Source organism: Bacillus sp. AC266 (genome assembly GCF_979253805.1).
The window spans coordinates 621,943-637,606 of the sequence record NZ_CEEDEC010000002.1 but is presented as its reverse complement, the minus strand read 5'-3'; the positions used below and the strand labels follow the sequence as shown (position 1 = coordinate 637,606).

Below are 15,664 nucleotides of genomic sequence, written 5' to 3'. Positions count from 1 at the left end.
GAATATCTATTTTCAATTTCCTCTCAAAATATCTTCAATTTGTTCCGCAGCTCTCATATCGAATAGCTTTATTCCATGCAATAAATCACAGCTTCTCGTTTGTTCAAATATCTCTGCCAGTAATCTCGTATCATTCAATAGACCCCATTCAATGTAGCGTTCTAACGTTCTAATCCCAAGTTCTGAATCACGATGTACATAAAATAACGTCGTTAAGGCTCCAATTGCTGAATGTACGCTTTGTCTTTTCACCCATCTCGCCTTCCATATATTGGTAATATTTAATTTCATTATATGTCTCTAAAAATCTACTGACAAGAGAAAATAATCCTGTATACAAATTGAATACATAACAAAAAAACGAACCATTGATACAGTTCGTTTTCACAAGTTCCATGCTAACTCCGATAATGCGTCATTAACAGTTTCTTCGATTTTTTGTTCATATGATTTTTTAACATCTTCAATCATAGACTCATAACTTTGTTTGAATTGTGTGTAGTTTCCATCCAAAAACATGAAAACGAACAATTTTTCAGCAAATTCAATCATAATTTCCTTGTTTAAGAAATCTCCAGTTATACCTTCCTCAATTAATTTGTCGATATTTTTTATGGAAGCTTTTTTTCTGTGGGAAACAAATTCACAAAAGAAATCATACACGACAGCTTCATCAATAGCGTGTTCATTTTCCAATCCACCGTCATAATTTTCTACTTCATAATCATAATCAATCATGGCTTTTTCCAATTTTCCATCGATAGCGTATTTCTTGTAAAAATACGCTATAGCATTATCAAATAACGGCTTGTACTTTAGCTCATTGCGAATAAGACATTCATATTCAGCGGTGATTAATCGCTCTCGCACGGTAAAAAACATATCGTTTCCATAATTTTGTTTTACAATTTCTCGTGCTTCAGCTCGTGCCTCTTCGTATAAAGGATATAGTTCTACAAGTTCTTCAGCTACTTCATGTGTTTTATTTTCATATGCTACCCACAATTCTTCCTGTAAAGTAACATCAGCAAAAGTTCCCTTGCGAATTAAATCGAAAGCACCGCCAATAAACCGATTTAATGAAAGCTGTAAATTTTGTACTTGTGTAAATACAAACTTATCTATCGTATCGAGTTCACTGTAGTTACGATGTTCAAACATGGTTTGAATATGCTGTGTGTTACCGCTTTTAAGTCCCATTTCTCCCAAATAATAACTTTTAGACTCATAACACTCTGGCTGACCCAATTCAATTAGAGCTTCCGCCATTTGATATTTTAATGAAGTTTTGTCAATAACACCTTTGTTTACTGGTTCTTTGCCAGCATTACCATGTACTTTTTCCTTTGGAACATCGTATACTTCTAAAACGTTATAACGTGTTCCTCGATTCCTTCCTGTTTTTTCATAACGACATAACAAATTAATTTCCTTCTCAATTTTTTGCCATGCGCTACCATTTTTAGAACCGTCTTTGTTCCACATCTCAGCAAACTCACTCTTTGTTAGGTTCTTCATGTTAGTATTACTCCTTAATTGTTATTAAGCAGTTAAATTTGATGTTTTAAATTTAACAATGCTTCCGATAGCTTCTCATTATTTCTAAATAAGAATGTAATTGCTTTTGGGTCGTCTTTCACTTCCCCGCTTCTGATTTCTATCAGTTCCGCACCGTTTTTAATTAAGAAATTTGCCACATTGATTTTAAATATTCGCTTCTTTTTATTATTTTCCATTGTAAATTTCCTCCAGTGAATGTTTTATCTGTATTATTATATTGAACACCTCGAAGTAGGTAAGGCAGCTAAAATAAAAAATCGCAAGCGCTTATACATCTCTTTTCTTTCGTTTATTAAGTGAAAAAAGTTATCTACCATTTTCCCTAGCTCATATATATATACTTATATGAGATAGCGATTTTGGTAGATAACTCTTCGAAAACATTCAATAAACAAAGTGACAATATTAGCACTCGCAAAATAACATTCCAGTAAAATTCCTGTTTTATGATATTGAAAATTCTTTAAACAGTCACGTATCATTAATTTGGTTCGTGGCTGTTTTTTATTTATATACTTTTGCTTTTCGTCTGAGCTCTTTGGTAATCGGTAAATACCAAGTACGTTTATCCTTATTCCATTTCTTGAGCGATAAAAAATTATCCCAATCGAGTTCATATATTGTTTTGGGAGACATGTCTTCATCAAATATCACAATGACAGCGTATTCGAACAATTGCTCCTCTGGTAAATCCGAACCAATGTCATTCAGTCCATTGAATACACCTGTATTACTATTACTACTGGTCGTCGCTTTAATACTGTAACGTTCGCCATTTTCATCATTTACAGCGTCAATAATCCTCGTTCCTATTTTTACAGCTCGTAAATTTGGTAATGATGGGGAATTATTATAAAAGTTGAGCACCGCACGTTCGCCAAATTCCCCAATCATATTATATGTCTGCACAGTTCCATCATCTTTCAAATTTTTTCGGAGGAAACCGTATAATTCAATCCTTTCATCAGCATCTAATATTCTTATTGCTTCTTTTAATAAATCCACCATCAAAATCACTCCTTCTAAATGTGGTTCAAATATAGCATTTCCACATAAAGGGAATTAAAAACATTTTCTAGTGAAAAAAATATAGAATAAGAGATTTTTGAATATTAATATTCAATTTCACTTTTCATATATGATTACTTTGTTATATTACAAAATATAATCCTTGTAATCTCCATCTATCTCTGGAACTTCCCACTCATCATTATTAAAAATCAAGAGATATACCCATTTAATTATCGCTGTCAATAACAAAGAATGGCAGAAATGTTCCACGTTTATTAACTTCATACAATTCGCTACATGTTACTAAGCCCGTAATCAATGAGAATACCATATCTGTTTTATGCAAGGCACCTTTCACTTTTTCAGCAATATACAGATTATCCGTTTCACGCATTTGTACAGCTCCCCACTCATATTGAATCATAGTGTTATTGTATTTCAATCGCTTTTGTAATACGATTTCACGCAATAATTTCACACCAGTATGACGACCTGTATGTGATTGTGTGATTGGTTCAAATTGAGCAGTATAAAATTCTTCATATTCTTGCAGATTCTGTACTAAGTTATTTGCATTGTATGGGTCGTATGACACATGTGTGATGTTTACGTCCAAATGCTTCGGAATGCTGACAATGAAGTTCTCAATCGTTTTGTAATTGATAATTTGGCTATTAAAATTTTGGTCTTCCGTAGCTATCGCTTGTCCACGATTCATCCACATTTTGTAATCAATTTTTTCCTTGTCGCTTTTTTCCTTCAAGCGCCCGCTCGGTAAGAATACCCACTGTTTTACATAATAATCGCCTTCGTGATTTGTAATTAAGCTGGCACATGTATTGTCATCGGATTTCGACAAGTCAAATGACAATACGCAATCACGACCTGTCCAATCTAAATCGTTTTCGGAATCATAACATGCGTTTAAATTTTCGATTGGGGCGATTGATGTTCCAGCATTGGTCGCCAAGAAAATGTTTAAACGTTTCGTTTTAAACTCATTTTGTTTTTCTTCCCGTTCCATAGCTTTTTTTTGCTCGCTGACCAATGTTTCACGGTTAATTTCCCACATCAATGGATTCGTCGCCTTTAATGCCTCGTGGCTTGTCCACAGGATATTTGGTTCTTGAGCAGTATATAACATTGCAAATAATCGTTCGTCATTGTATTTGCTATTTGGGTCAAGTGAACTTTTAGCCGTTTCTACTTCAATGCTCATACCACTTGGATATTTTGCATATGCAGTAGAAACATAGAACGTTAACTGAAATGAACCTGACATACCTTTTTCTAAAGAACTTGCAATTTGGTTATCTGGTTCAGCATCACCGTTTTCATCAATAGCAGCTATCGACGGTAAAGAACCATCTTTCGGTTTACCAGCAAGAACTTTAAACGTACTGTTTGAATGTAATCCCATAATTAAATCACGATTGATTTTAAAATAGCGTTTGATAGTCGGTGAAGCATTGACGATGTTTTCAAATTCCTTACGAATATTCATCGCTTGTTCCCTTGTATTAGATGCTGAATACAATTCACTGTTATTTGGTAATAAGATAAGTCCTAACATTTTCACGACAGCTACAAGCCATGATTTAGCATTTTTACGTGGAATAAACAGGACGAATTTTTCAAAGCGGTTTTGTGCGAAATCTTCTTTTTTACGCCATGCAAATACATTCGCTAACATGAAATATTGAAACGGTGCTACATGATTTGCAATTGAATCACCAATCAATTTCACATCTTTAGCTGTCGCTAAATTGATTTGTCGTAAAAATACTTCAATTACACGTAATACATCAGCATTGAAATAATACGGAAAATCATCCTTAAATTGATTCACCGTGAAGTCCTCAATAAATTGTTTCGCCTGTAGTCTAATCCAATAACATTGGCTCTTGTCAGCTACCATGTCATATGCGAATTTAACAGGCGTGCTATTCAATAAATCATTGTAATCAATGCTCGACGTTACTCGTGGTTTTAACGTGCGTTCAGTTTTAACAATATGTTTCATACGACCAAAAGAAGCGTAACCATCCCATGGTTCTTTATGATACATATTTAAACCGAAAGCCATGTCGTATAACATGTTATCCTTTAAGCTATATTTATCTGTATAGTCACGACAAAAACGTGTGATTTGGTCGTATTCTGAACGTGTAGCAATGCGATTATCACCGTTATTCATTGCCTTTAACATATAAACATACGATGTAAATAAAAAATCAGCCATGTGTTTATCCATTACATGACCGATTCCATTTGTTAATTCCTTGTATTTAGTTTGAAAAGCTGTTCGCTCAGTTTCCGAAGGAAATGTAATTCCTTCAAATGTTTTTTCATTCACTTTATATTTCATATTATTGTTCCTCCCAAGGATTATTTGTTTTATTGGTAAATAAATTTGTTAAGCTATCGGATTCATTCATTTCCGCTTTTTGACGAGCCAATGTAACAATATCAATTGCTCCAAGTCCCAATTGTGATTTCATCAAATTTATAGTTTTTAAAGATTCCTGTCTCATTTTGATAATTGGGTTTGCTACAGGCTTTTCTCCCACATAAATTAAAAATTCATCATTGATGGCACTTTCATATCCTCTTAGCAAAGAAGTTTCATTCGCCAGTTCAATTAATGTGGAAATGTGAATATTGCCAAGAGCAGAAGATTTGTGAGCTTCTAACGCCAAAATATGATAGCTTTCTTTAGCAATTTCATCTCGCAATTGATTGTATTCAATTTCATACAAACCTCTTAGCCCTTGTGCTAATCGGTCTGAATCACCAGCAAATTGCCTTTCCAATTTTTCTAAACGGTTTTTTTCTGTTTTACTTAAATGATTGCCAGTCAATTGACTAGCAGGTTTTGCTTTTCTACCCATTTCGTTTCCTCCTATTTTTACAAACATGGTTCGATGTCTATTTTAATTTCATTACTACGGTCCCAATCGACACCGTTTGTCCCCAATTGCAAATTGCATGTTTTACATACTGTTACAAGATTGCTTGGTTCATATTGCAATTTAGGATATTGGCTACGTGCTTTGATATGATGGACTTCAGGATTTTCGCTATTGATAATTCCGTACTTGTGCAAACATCGCTGACAGTGATTTCCGTCACGTTCCATGATTTGGTCTCGTAGCTTTCTCCATCGTGGTTTAGTATAAAAATCATCATCTTTTCCTTTGATGACAAGAGCTTTTTTCTTGTGTTTGCTTACACATGGACATCTCTTGCCATATTCGTATTTCTTACGACATTTTGGGCAAGTTTTCATGATTGGCATATGTGATTCCTCCAAAATAAAAAAGACGGATAAACGGATGTGCGGTGGAAATTTGACAGCCCTCTGTCCTTTTGTTCCCTAAACCTTTTTTCTTTTTCATAGGGGGGCTTGTATCAAACATATATTTTCCGCACTTTACGTTTTCCATCTTGTATTATTGTAATAAATTGTATGTGTTCTTTATTTCAGCTGTATTTGGATACCTTCTGTCTTTTGGATGTACTTGCAAATGACATATTGGTTTCAATGTATCTCTCTTTTGTATTCGTGATGTATGATACACCGTGTCATAATATGGCGTGGTAATGTACAGCTTATAATATTTGTTCCACTGTACTTTATCGTATGTATCATCAATCGGTATCAATGATTCATCAGCGAACATATCACGCATGGCCTGTACCAATAATGTATTGCCCAATAGTATTTGCCAATGTACTCTAATATCACGCCATTTGTTTAATACTACATACTTCATGCTATCACCACAGGCTAATGCACGTATCAGTTCTTTGTCAGCTTTCATTTCATTAACAATTAAATCTAATACGTCAATACCTTCATACTTCAAATAACTAATCAGTATGGCTACACATGGTATGTTACATACATCATCGCTCATAATATCCGTTACATCACCCAATGCGTTTATATCAATCCTGTTCTTGTGTGCCAATGATTTATCGGCAATGAAATGCTGGTCAAATACAATTGCATTATCCGCCAATTCAAAACCTGTTCCAGCTGGTATATCAAGTACAAAGTTAATCTTGTCTTTGTACTCTGGACGCACGTTTACTTTTTCACCGAATTTAGAACTTCTTTTTACATATCCAGCATGAATACATTTACGACCTAAATAAGCAGCCGCAATTTCTAATACGAACGCACACATTTTTCCATCTTCATCATTATCATGAATGTAATACCAATCGCCTTTTGGTAGTGGCTGTGATGCGTACCATTCTTCGATTTGCTTTCGTTTTTTAAAATCCGCTGGTGTCGGTGTAAATTTCATTGTGATTCCTCCATAAAAAAAGACACCATATAATAGGTGTCATGCGTCATATTTTAACTATTCCGAAAAATGAACGTATTCGTAGTATCGTTTATACGCTCGAACATAGTCAATGCTATCATTTTCAATTGCTAATATATTTACATGTAAGTCGGCATTTGCAAAAATAATAACAAATTGCTTAGCTTCCTCATCTTGAGAACATACAAAATAGCGCATTTTGCTAAAATATTTATGCAAACAATGAATGTATTTTAATACTTCCCAATCGTTTGCATGATGTTCCCCATGAATACGCTCAAAAGGAAAATCACTTGCTGAAAATCCAATACGGTTATTCGCTATAAAGCTTTTTAATGCTTCATCACGTAAATAATTGAGCGTTAAATCATCATATGCAATAAAAAACACGGATTTCATGTGTTTCAATCGCTCCATGTATGACAGTGAACGTTCGGATTCCGTAAATTCGCCGTGTTCGTTAATATCTAACGCATGTACATACTTTTCGAAAATGCTTTTGATTGCTGTATCCAATCCAATAACTTGTAATTCAAGCATTTTTTGTTCATACGATTTGTTTTGTTCTTCAAAATGCTTGTCCAATAAATTTTGAATTAAAGCTGAACCATTTTTTTCTTCGTTCAATTTCGCTATAGTATCTATCGACAAAGACATTGATTTGACTTGTTTTTTAATAACCATTCTATAAATCTCCTTATTTATATATTCAACTTTAAATGAAATACATCTTCTAAGTATATATACGCTACCAAGCACAAAGTAAGGAGCAAATTAATAATTTTTTCATCTTTTTTATGAGAAATTATTAATCATTAATCCAATCATACAAAGCTGTTCCACCGCTTTTTTGCTGTATTGAACATGGTTCTTGAAGGTCGCCATCCATGAAATTATAAAACATTTGCATACGCTCACTAGCAAATACCTTTGTACCGTTTTTCAATTGAACACGATGTAATACATTATTTAATGCGGTATCAATATAAGCTTTCAAATCAGAAATGCCACTTTTGTTTTTGATTTCATTCATCACTTTCATGATGATACGCTTGTTTAATCCTTTTTTCATAAATTTTACATATAATTCATGTATGATATTTTCTTTGTTAACAATTGTATTATTTAAAGTTTTTTGTTCATCGTTTTTTATTTCTTGCAAAGAAATAATATTTTGGTGTTCACAAGGATGTTCATGTGCCTGTTCATTATTTAGCTCATCACATTGCTGTTCGACGATATAAACGTTAGCGGATTGCTGTTCGTTTTTACGTTTTGCTTCATTGATTGATAACAAACCGACTTTCTCCATCAATGCGAAAAATCGTCTAACAGTCGATAGAGATATTTTCATTTTAAAACGCTGTTCGAACATCTTTTGAAATGTGCTGTAAGCTACACTGAATACCCCTTGTCCTTTTTTCGCTAAGTCGGATATTAAATATACACACCTAATCTGTAAATCACTGTATTCCCACAATTCATGCGCTTTCTGAATAAATAATTTTGCATCATAATTTAATTTCGAATAACGTGTTAATTCTTCTGGCTTACCATTTAATAACATGGTTCATTCTCCTTTTGATTCAAGGAAACAATCATGCTAAAATAAACATGACGAGTCCTTTGGGATTTGTTATGTGAGAACGAGTGGTAGGATGGCCGTCCTATAATCCACTCGTTTTTTATTTTGTTATCTAACTTTCCATTTCGCCAATGGCGAATGTTCATGATATTTCTTCGCAATTTCTTCTCTTGTTAAATCCATATATGCCTGTTCCGTAACTTGTACGGATGAATGACCTAAAATTCGTGATAGCGTGTAAATGTCACCGCCATTCATCAAATACTCCCTTGCGAAGTTATTTCTTAATTGATGTGCGTGTACAGACACCTCAGCTTTGTCGCTGGCTTGTTTTAATTGCTTCTCAAATGAATGTATTGTCAATTCAGTTCCTTTCTTTGTGGGGAACAATAAGTCGGTTTCTGTGTATCTATCTTTAAATTGCAAATAATGTTTCAATTCACGTGCTAGCGTCTGTGAAAAATATACATATCGCTCTTGTCGTGCTTTCGTGTGTTTCAATAAAATCATTCGATGTTTAAAATCTATGTCGTCGACTTTAATTGCTAAAGTTTCTCCTATTCGGCATCCTGTGTCTTGTAATAGCAAAACAATAACTTTGTTTCTATAGCCATGAAATTTAGTATAGTCAAACACATCTAATAGCTTTTGAAACTCTTGTTTTGTTATCGCCCTTTTTTGTTTGCGCTCTGTTTTAATTGTCGATATACCATCTACAGGATTTTTCCGTATCTCACCTTCTTCATGTAACCAATTGAAAAACACTTTAATATTTCGAATGTAATTGTTAATGGTTACGTTACTCACGCTTTTTTTGTAGTCCATTCTTTTCTGTGGGTGATTGCTATAAATTGAATCTTCACGACTTACCACCGTATATTTGCCACGCTCTTGAACATAAGCAATGTATTGTCGTATATGTCCCGCTTTTACATGATTGACTTCTTCAAGGTCTTGTTCATTTTTTAACCATAATAGGAACAGTTTTAATGTTTGTTCGTAAGATGAAATTGTTTTCGGTGATAAATTTTTGCTTTGGCAATAAATTAAAAAGTCATTTAAATACCATTCCATTTCCGATAGTTTCATGAAATCACTCCTTTTTAAAAACACAAAAATACCCAATGAATAAAAATCATTCATTGGGTATGTATCAAAATATTTATTGGATTGAAATCATGTTTATTGGCTTTTACCAATTACAAGATGAGCATTCAAACCCTTGTCGCTATTGAATCAGCTAGCCTTATGTTCAAGTCTTAGCTTATCCGCAACCATTGCGATAAACTCGGAATTCGTAGGTTTTGCTTTTGACATGGATACAGTATAACCAAATAAGGACGAAATAGAATCAATATTCCCACGGCTCCAAGCTACTTCAATTGCGTGACGGATTGCGCGCTCGACACGGCTTGCTGTTGTATTATATTTCTTTGCAATATCTGGATATAATACTTTCGTAATAGATCCTAGTAATTCGATATCATTGTACACCATAGAGATTGCTTCTCGTAAGTACATGTACCCTTTAATATGAGCGGGTACACCAATTTCATGAATGATACTTGTAATACTCGCATCTAAGTTTTTCGGTTTTCCATCTATCGTTGTTGCTGATCGGAAAGATGGTAATGGACGTTTAATAGTAGCACTTTCCTTACCACTAACTTGACGAATATGACTTGTTAAATTCTCCATATCAAATGGTTTTAATATGAAATATGATGCCCCTAAATCAACCGCTTTTTTCGTCACATCTTCTTGTCCGAATGCTGTCAACATAATAACGCTAGGTTGTCTTAACCTTTCAATATGTCGCATTTTCTCTAGCACAGCTAGACCATCTAAATGTGGCATAATAATGTCTAAAACGAGTATATCAGGCTGCTTTTCTTTCAATAAGTTTAAACATTCTTGACCATTGTAAGCAATTCCGATAACTTCCATATCATCTTGGGCAGCAACATAACTCTCTAGCATCGATACCAATTCTTTATTATCATCCACAAGACATACTTTAATTTTCTCCACAGTTTTTCCTCCCTTACCGAATCGATTCTTCCGACATGTGTAAGCTTCTAGGCTACATGAATTGTTCGACAATTGTGTGAAAATTCCCTTTAAAGTTTCTTACTTTCCGATAAAATCACAAAAAAATATGTTTATCGTTCATTTTTTTACTTTCGCAACACATTCCATCATAGAATTACAGCGAAACGTTCAACCCTTTGCTTATATCTTACAACAAAAAACAGCTCTTGCGGAGCTTTTACAAAATTTCAACGAATTTTTCAAAAGAAAAGCGAGCTAATATGTATTAGCTCGCTTTTTTCTCTTGATCATAAATATTAATTCCAGCCTCATGTAACATCCATTCAATATGAACACCGTATCCTGACGTTGGATCATTTACAAATACATGTGTAACCGCACCAATTACTTTCCCATTTTGTACAATCGGACTTCCACTCATTCCTTGTACAATACCACCCGTTTTTGCTAGTAAACGTTTATCTGTCACTTTTATAACCATACCTTTTGTAGCCGGGAACTTTTGTGGTACCGTACTAACAACTTCAATATCAAACGCTTCCACCTTATCTTGATCAATAACTGTTAATATTTTCGCTGGCCCTTCTTTTACTTGATGGGATAATGCGATAGGCATTGCTTTATCCATTATGCCGTTTGTCATATCTGTGTTTAATTTCCCAAAAATACCATACGGGCTATTTATTGTAATATTACCAATCACTTCACGATCCGGTGAAAATCTTGCTAATTTTTCTCCCGGGTTCCCGTGACTTCCTCTTTCAATAGACGTTACTGTCGAACGCATAATTTGTCCATCTTCTACTTGAATTGGCTTTTTTGTATCATTATCGGAAATTACATGACCAAGCGCTCCATATTTCATAGAATCTGGATGTACAAATGTCATCGTTCCGATACCAGCTGCTGAATCACGAATATACAGTCCAATTCGGTAAGAGGATTCACCATTGTCTTTTTGTGGTGTTAGCTTAGCACGAATATATTTTCCATCTCTTAATAAAACAAGATTAAGCGGTTCACCTGTTTCTCCACTATTATGAATAAATGGTGCTACATCACTCATTCTTTCAATTGTTTTACCATTGATTTCAGTAATCATATCTCCAATCTGTACACCAGCTGTTTCACCAGGAGATACTTTACCCTTTTCAGTTTGAATTAAATGATGGCCTACAACAAGTACACCTTTTGTGTTCAATTTTACACCAATCGATTGTCCACCTGGAATAACTTTAAAATCTTTTAATACTTTCACATTTACTTTTTTCACTGGAAATCCAGCAAGTTGAAACACCATATCAGCTTCACCATTTTGGTGAGAATTTACCATAAGTTCTTGTTCATTTGAACTTACAGTAAACACATTACGATTTGTAGATGCAGCCTTAAAAACTGGTAATGATGCTATTTCTGATTGTTGTCCTTCAAAAACAACAAGTTGCTTCGGAGATGAAATAAACGTTCGAAGCGGTTTAAAACATCCAATAAAAACTAGAGAAACAAGGAGACAAAGACCTATTATTTTTCGAAATCTTTCTAATTTCAATTTGTTCACTCTCCTCGCTCCTACCCCACATTCAGCCTCTTGGCTTCACTTTTTAATCTCTCCTTGCAGCGCTTTATTTATAACCGGAAGAATTAAGAAATCGTCATTTGAGAAAAAAAAGCTATCCATTACTGGATAGCCTCTGCTGTCTGTTTGAAATGATGCGCTTGCGTAAGTAACTCTTTCGCATGCTCTGTCGTTAAATCTGTAATTTCAACACCAGAAATCATTCGAGCAATTTCTGTTACTTTTTCATCCGTACTTAACACAGTAACCGATGTAATCGTACGATCATTCGCCACTTGTTTTCTAATAAATAAATGAGAGTCCGCCATTGAAGCTACTTGAGGTAAGTGCGTAATACAAAGTACTTGCGAGTTTACTGATACACGATAAATTTTTTCCGCAATAGCCTGTGCAACCCGACCACTCACACCCGTATCCACTTCATCAAAAATAACAGATGCAACACCTTGATGCTTAGAAAAAATGCTTTTTAAAGCTAAAATAATACGAGATAACTCTCCGCCAGAAGCGACCTTTGAAAGTGGCTTTAACGGTTCACCCGGATTCGTTGAAATATAAAATTCCACATGATCGTAGCCATCCGCCGTAAGTTTTACCGGTGTTCCTTCCACGAGAGGTTCTTCTACATTTCCTACCCTCTTCATAATTCTCACTTCAAATTTCGTTTTTTCCATATATAGTTCTTTTAATTCTTGATGAATAGCGCTTGTAAGATGATCTGCAAGCTCATGACGCATAGTACTTAACAACGTTGCTTCTTTTACAATAACACCTTCTAATTTCGTTAACTGCTTTCTCGTCGTTTCAATATGTACGTCTTTATTTTCAATCGTAAAAATTTCTTGTTCAATTTTATCAGCATACGCTAAAATCTCTTCTACAGTATTTCCATACTTTCTCTTTAACATACGGATTTCATTCAAACGTGTTTCAATTTCATCTAGACGTTTCGGATCATATTCCATCATATCTAATTTTTCTCTAAGCTGGTATGCAACTTCTTCTAATAAGTAATAACTATTCGCAATAGAATCATGATTTTCTTGATACGCTTCATCTAAGTGCGTAATACTCTCCATTTGTCCCATTGCATTTCTTACGTGATCCAATCCCTGTCCGTCTCCACTTAACGAACGATACGCATCTCCTAATGCTTTATAAATCTTTTCAAAATTGGAGATTTTTAATCGTTCCTCAGTCAATTCATATTCTTCATCCATTTTTAAATCCGCCTTACGAATTTCTTCATGTTGGAATTGAATTAAATCTAGACGATGGGCCATTTGTTGTTCATTTTCACTTAAAGATTTCAGCTGTTTTTTTAACTTCTCATAGTCTGTATATACATTTTGATATATGCCCAATTGTTTAACAATGCGATTTCCATCAAAATGATCAAGCATAAACATATGACGCTCTTCATTCATTAAATCTTGTGTTTCATGCTGTCCATGAATATCAACTAGCGTTTTTCCAATCTCTTTTAATATGCTGAGTGTAACAAGTTTCCCATTTACACGACAGACACTTTTTCCGTTCGCAGCGATGTCACGCTTCAAAATAATCATGCCATCTTCTATTTCTATATCTAACTCTTCTGCCTTTGCGATACATGGATGCTTGTCATCTTCTACATAGAATAAGCCTTCTATCTCAGCCTTTTCTGTTCCATATCGAACAAATTCTGCTGAACCACGGCCACCAACAAGCAAACTAATTGCATCAATAATAATGGATTTTCCAGCTCCTGTTTCACCACTTAAAACGGTTAAACCTTTTTGAAAAGAAATATTTAATGCCTCAATAATAGCAAAGTTTCTGATCGATAATTCCGATAACAATGCCCCATTCACCTCGTTATAAACTAATCCCCTATTAAGGGCTTTTCTCAGTATTCTTCATTCAAATAGTTATACTATATGTTTGTATGTATAAATTACTCTTCTAACCCGCTCCATTGTACCAAACATTCGTTTTACGGGTCAATCCACCTATTTTCTAACTTCATTCAAAAAAAATAATGTATTGTATTTGAAAATCCGTATTTTTCGCCAATAAAAATATCTTGTTTACTTTCCACTTTACAGAGGAAAGTAAACAAGATTTTTCTGTTAAAGCATATTTAAGAAACGATCAGAGACAACACCTGTATCTTCAGGTGTACGGCAAATAATTAAGCAAGTATCATCACCACAAATGGTTCCGACGATCTCATCCCACTCTAAATGATCAATGAGTGCCCCAAGTGAATGAGCGTTACCAGGCAATGTTTTTAGCACAAGCATATGTCCTGCCGTGTCTAATTTTACAAATGAATCCACTAGATTTCGTTTTAATTTTTGCAACGGATTAAATCGTTGATCTGCTGGCAAGCTATATTTATAGCGGCCATCATGTAATGGCACCTTCACTAAGTGCAGTTCTTTAATATCGCGCGATACTGTTGCTTGCGTTACATTAAACCCCACATTACGTAAAATATCAACTAGTTCATCTTGTGTTTCAATTTCTTTGTTAGCAATAATTTCCCTGATTTTAATATGGCGCTGACCTTTATTCATACATTTGCACCTCACACTATCTCTTACCATAGTTTAAACATTGGTATACTTCATTTATTTATGTTACCGTATAATCCATTACTTGTACACAATTGTTTTTACAATCATTATACGATTACAACAAAAAGAGGAACAACATATGTTATTCCCCTTTCCCTTTTTGTTTTAAAACATCATGTGCTTCTGTAACAACTTGCTCAATAGAAACCGGAGAATGATTTTCGCCATTCTCACGCTCACCGTGCCACTTTAGATGAATTAAAAATTCAATATTTCCATCCCCGCCTGTAATTGGTGAGAATGTTAAACCTTCGATATTATAGCCTTCCTTAAGAGCAAAATCGACAATCATTTCCACGACAGCTTCATGTACTTTTCTATCACGAACAATGCCTTTTTTCCCGACTTGTTCTCGTCCAGCTTCAAACTGAGGTTTAATCAATGCAGCTACATCACCATTTGGCATAAGCATTGTTTTTAAAACCGGCAATATAAGCCTTAATGATATAAATGAAACATCAATACTTGCAAACTGCGGTAAACCACGCTCTAAATCTGCCGGTGTCACGTAACGGAAGTTCGTTCGTTCCATCACAACAACACGCTCATCTTGACGCAATTTCCACGCAAGTTGATTATATCCTACATCTAATGCGTAGGATAACTTCGCCCCATTTTGAAGCGCACAGTCTGTAAAACCACCAGTTGATGAACCAATATCTATCATAACCTTATCTTGTAAATCAAGTTGAAATGTTTCTAATGCCTTTTCAAGCTTATAACCACCACGGCTTACATACGGCATGACTTGCCCTTTCACCGTAATCTCCGTATCTTGTGAGATTTTCTCCCCTGGCTTATCGAGTCTCATTTCATTCGCATATACAAGACCTGCCATAACAGCACGTTTAGCCTTCTCACGCGTTTCTATAAGTCCTCGCTCTACTAATAGTACATCTACTCTTTCTTTTTTTACGCTCAT

At 34.6% G+C, this 15,664-nt stretch carries 16 protein-coding genes; all 16 read right to left on the bottom strand.

The window, feature by feature from the left end; translation table 11 throughout:
- Positions 1 to 12: 12 nt before the first annotated feature.
- The 16 genes from AC0IXC_RS10875 to AC0IXC_RS10800 all read right to left on the bottom strand — a co-directional run bounded on the left by AC0IXC_RS10875 (position 13) and on the right by AC0IXC_RS10800 (position 15,664).
- Positions 13 to 252, bottom strand: a complete 240-nt coding sequence (locus AC0IXC_RS10875) for a hypothetical protein (protein ID WP_471652890.1) — start codon at positions 250 to 252, stop codon at positions 13 to 15.
- A 132-nt stretch (positions 253 to 384) separates the two neighbouring features.
- Positions 385 to 1,518 (bottom strand): hypothetical protein, encoded by a 1,134-nt coding sequence (locus tag AC0IXC_RS10870; RefSeq protein ID WP_471652889.1) that lies wholly within the window; start codon positions 1,516 to 1,518, stop codon positions 385 to 387.
- 32 nt (positions 1,519 to 1,550) lie between these two features.
- Positions 1,551 to 1,736 (bottom strand): DUF5659 domain-containing protein, encoded by a 186-nt coding sequence (locus tag AC0IXC_RS10865; protein ID WP_471652888.1) that lies wholly within the window; start codon positions 1,734 to 1,736, stop codon positions 1,551 to 1,553.
- A 328-nt stretch (positions 1,737 to 2,064) separates the two neighbouring features.
- Positions 2,065 to 2,568, bottom strand: coding sequence for a hypothetical protein (locus AC0IXC_RS10860; RefSeq protein ID WP_471652887.1), 504 nt, complete (start codon positions 2,566 to 2,568; stop codon positions 2,065 to 2,067).
- A 229-nt stretch (positions 2,569 to 2,797) separates the two neighbouring features.
- Entirely contained in the window at positions 2,798 to 4,939 is a 2,142-nt protein-coding gene (locus tag AC0IXC_RS10855; RefSeq protein ID WP_471652886.1) for a terminase TerL endonuclease subunit, read from the bottom strand.
- Position 4,940: 1 nt separating this feature from the next.
- Positions 4,941 to 5,462, bottom strand: coding sequence for a hypothetical protein (locus tag AC0IXC_RS10850; RefSeq protein WP_471652885.1), 522 nt, complete (start codon positions 5,460 to 5,462; stop codon positions 4,941 to 4,943).
- Between the two features lie 17 nt (positions 5,463 to 5,479).
- On the bottom strand, positions 5,480 to 5,869 hold the full coding sequence (locus AC0IXC_RS10845) for an HNH endonuclease (protein WP_471652884.1): 390 nt from the start codon (positions 5,867 to 5,869) through the stop codon (positions 5,480 to 5,482).
- A 154-nt stretch (positions 5,870 to 6,023) separates the two neighbouring features.
- On the bottom strand, positions 6,024 to 6,887 hold the full coding sequence (locus AC0IXC_RS10840; RefSeq protein ID WP_471652883.1) for a hypothetical protein: 864 nt from the start codon (positions 6,885 to 6,887) through the stop codon (positions 6,024 to 6,026).
- Positions 6,888 to 6,944: 57 nt separating this feature from the next.
- Positions 6,945 to 7,592, bottom strand: coding sequence for a hypothetical protein (locus AC0IXC_RS10835; RefSeq protein ID WP_471652882.1), 648 nt, complete (start codon positions 7,590 to 7,592; stop codon positions 6,945 to 6,947).
- Between the two features lie 124 nt (positions 7,593 to 7,716).
- Positions 7,717 to 8,475: a hypothetical protein gene (locus tag AC0IXC_RS10830; RefSeq protein ID WP_471652881.1), complete on the bottom strand. Its 759-nt coding sequence runs from the start codon at positions 8,473 to 8,475 to the stop codon at positions 7,717 to 7,719.
- Positions 8,476 to 8,601: 126 nt separating this feature from the next.
- Positions 8,602 to 9,582 carry a tyrosine-type recombinase/integrase gene (locus AC0IXC_RS10825; RefSeq protein WP_471652880.1) on the bottom strand — a complete coding sequence of 327 codons (981 nt, stop codon included), beginning with the start codon at positions 9,580 to 9,582 and terminating at the stop codon, positions 8,602 to 8,604.
- 147 nt (positions 9,583 to 9,729) lie between these two features.
- Positions 9,730 to 10,524 carry a sporulation transcription factor Spo0A gene (gene spo0A / locus AC0IXC_RS10820; protein ID WP_002015081.1) on the bottom strand — a complete coding sequence of 265 codons (795 nt, stop codon included), beginning with the start codon at positions 10,522 to 10,524 and terminating at the stop codon, positions 9,730 to 9,732.
- A gap of 286 nt (positions 10,525 to 10,810) precedes the next feature.
- Positions 10,811 to 12,103, bottom strand: coding sequence for a SpoIVB peptidase (gene spoIVB, locus AC0IXC_RS10815; protein WP_002015079.1), 1,293 nt, complete (start codon positions 12,101 to 12,103; stop codon positions 10,811 to 10,813).
- A gap of 119 nt (positions 12,104 to 12,222) precedes the next feature.
- A complete protein-coding gene (recN, locus tag AC0IXC_RS10810) occupies positions 12,223 to 13,962 on the bottom strand; it encodes a DNA repair protein RecN (protein WP_002088564.1) in 1,740 nt (579 codons plus the stop codon).
- Between the two features lie 270 nt (positions 13,963 to 14,232).
- Entirely contained in the window at positions 14,233 to 14,682 is a 450-nt protein-coding gene (gene argR / locus AC0IXC_RS10805) for an arginine repressor ArgR (protein ID WP_002015076.1), read from the bottom strand.
- A 142-nt stretch (positions 14,683 to 14,824) separates the two neighbouring features.
- Positions 14,825 to 15,664, bottom strand: a complete 840-nt coding sequence (locus AC0IXC_RS10800; protein WP_002015074.1) for a TlyA family RNA methyltransferase — start codon at positions 15,662 to 15,664, stop codon at positions 14,825 to 14,827.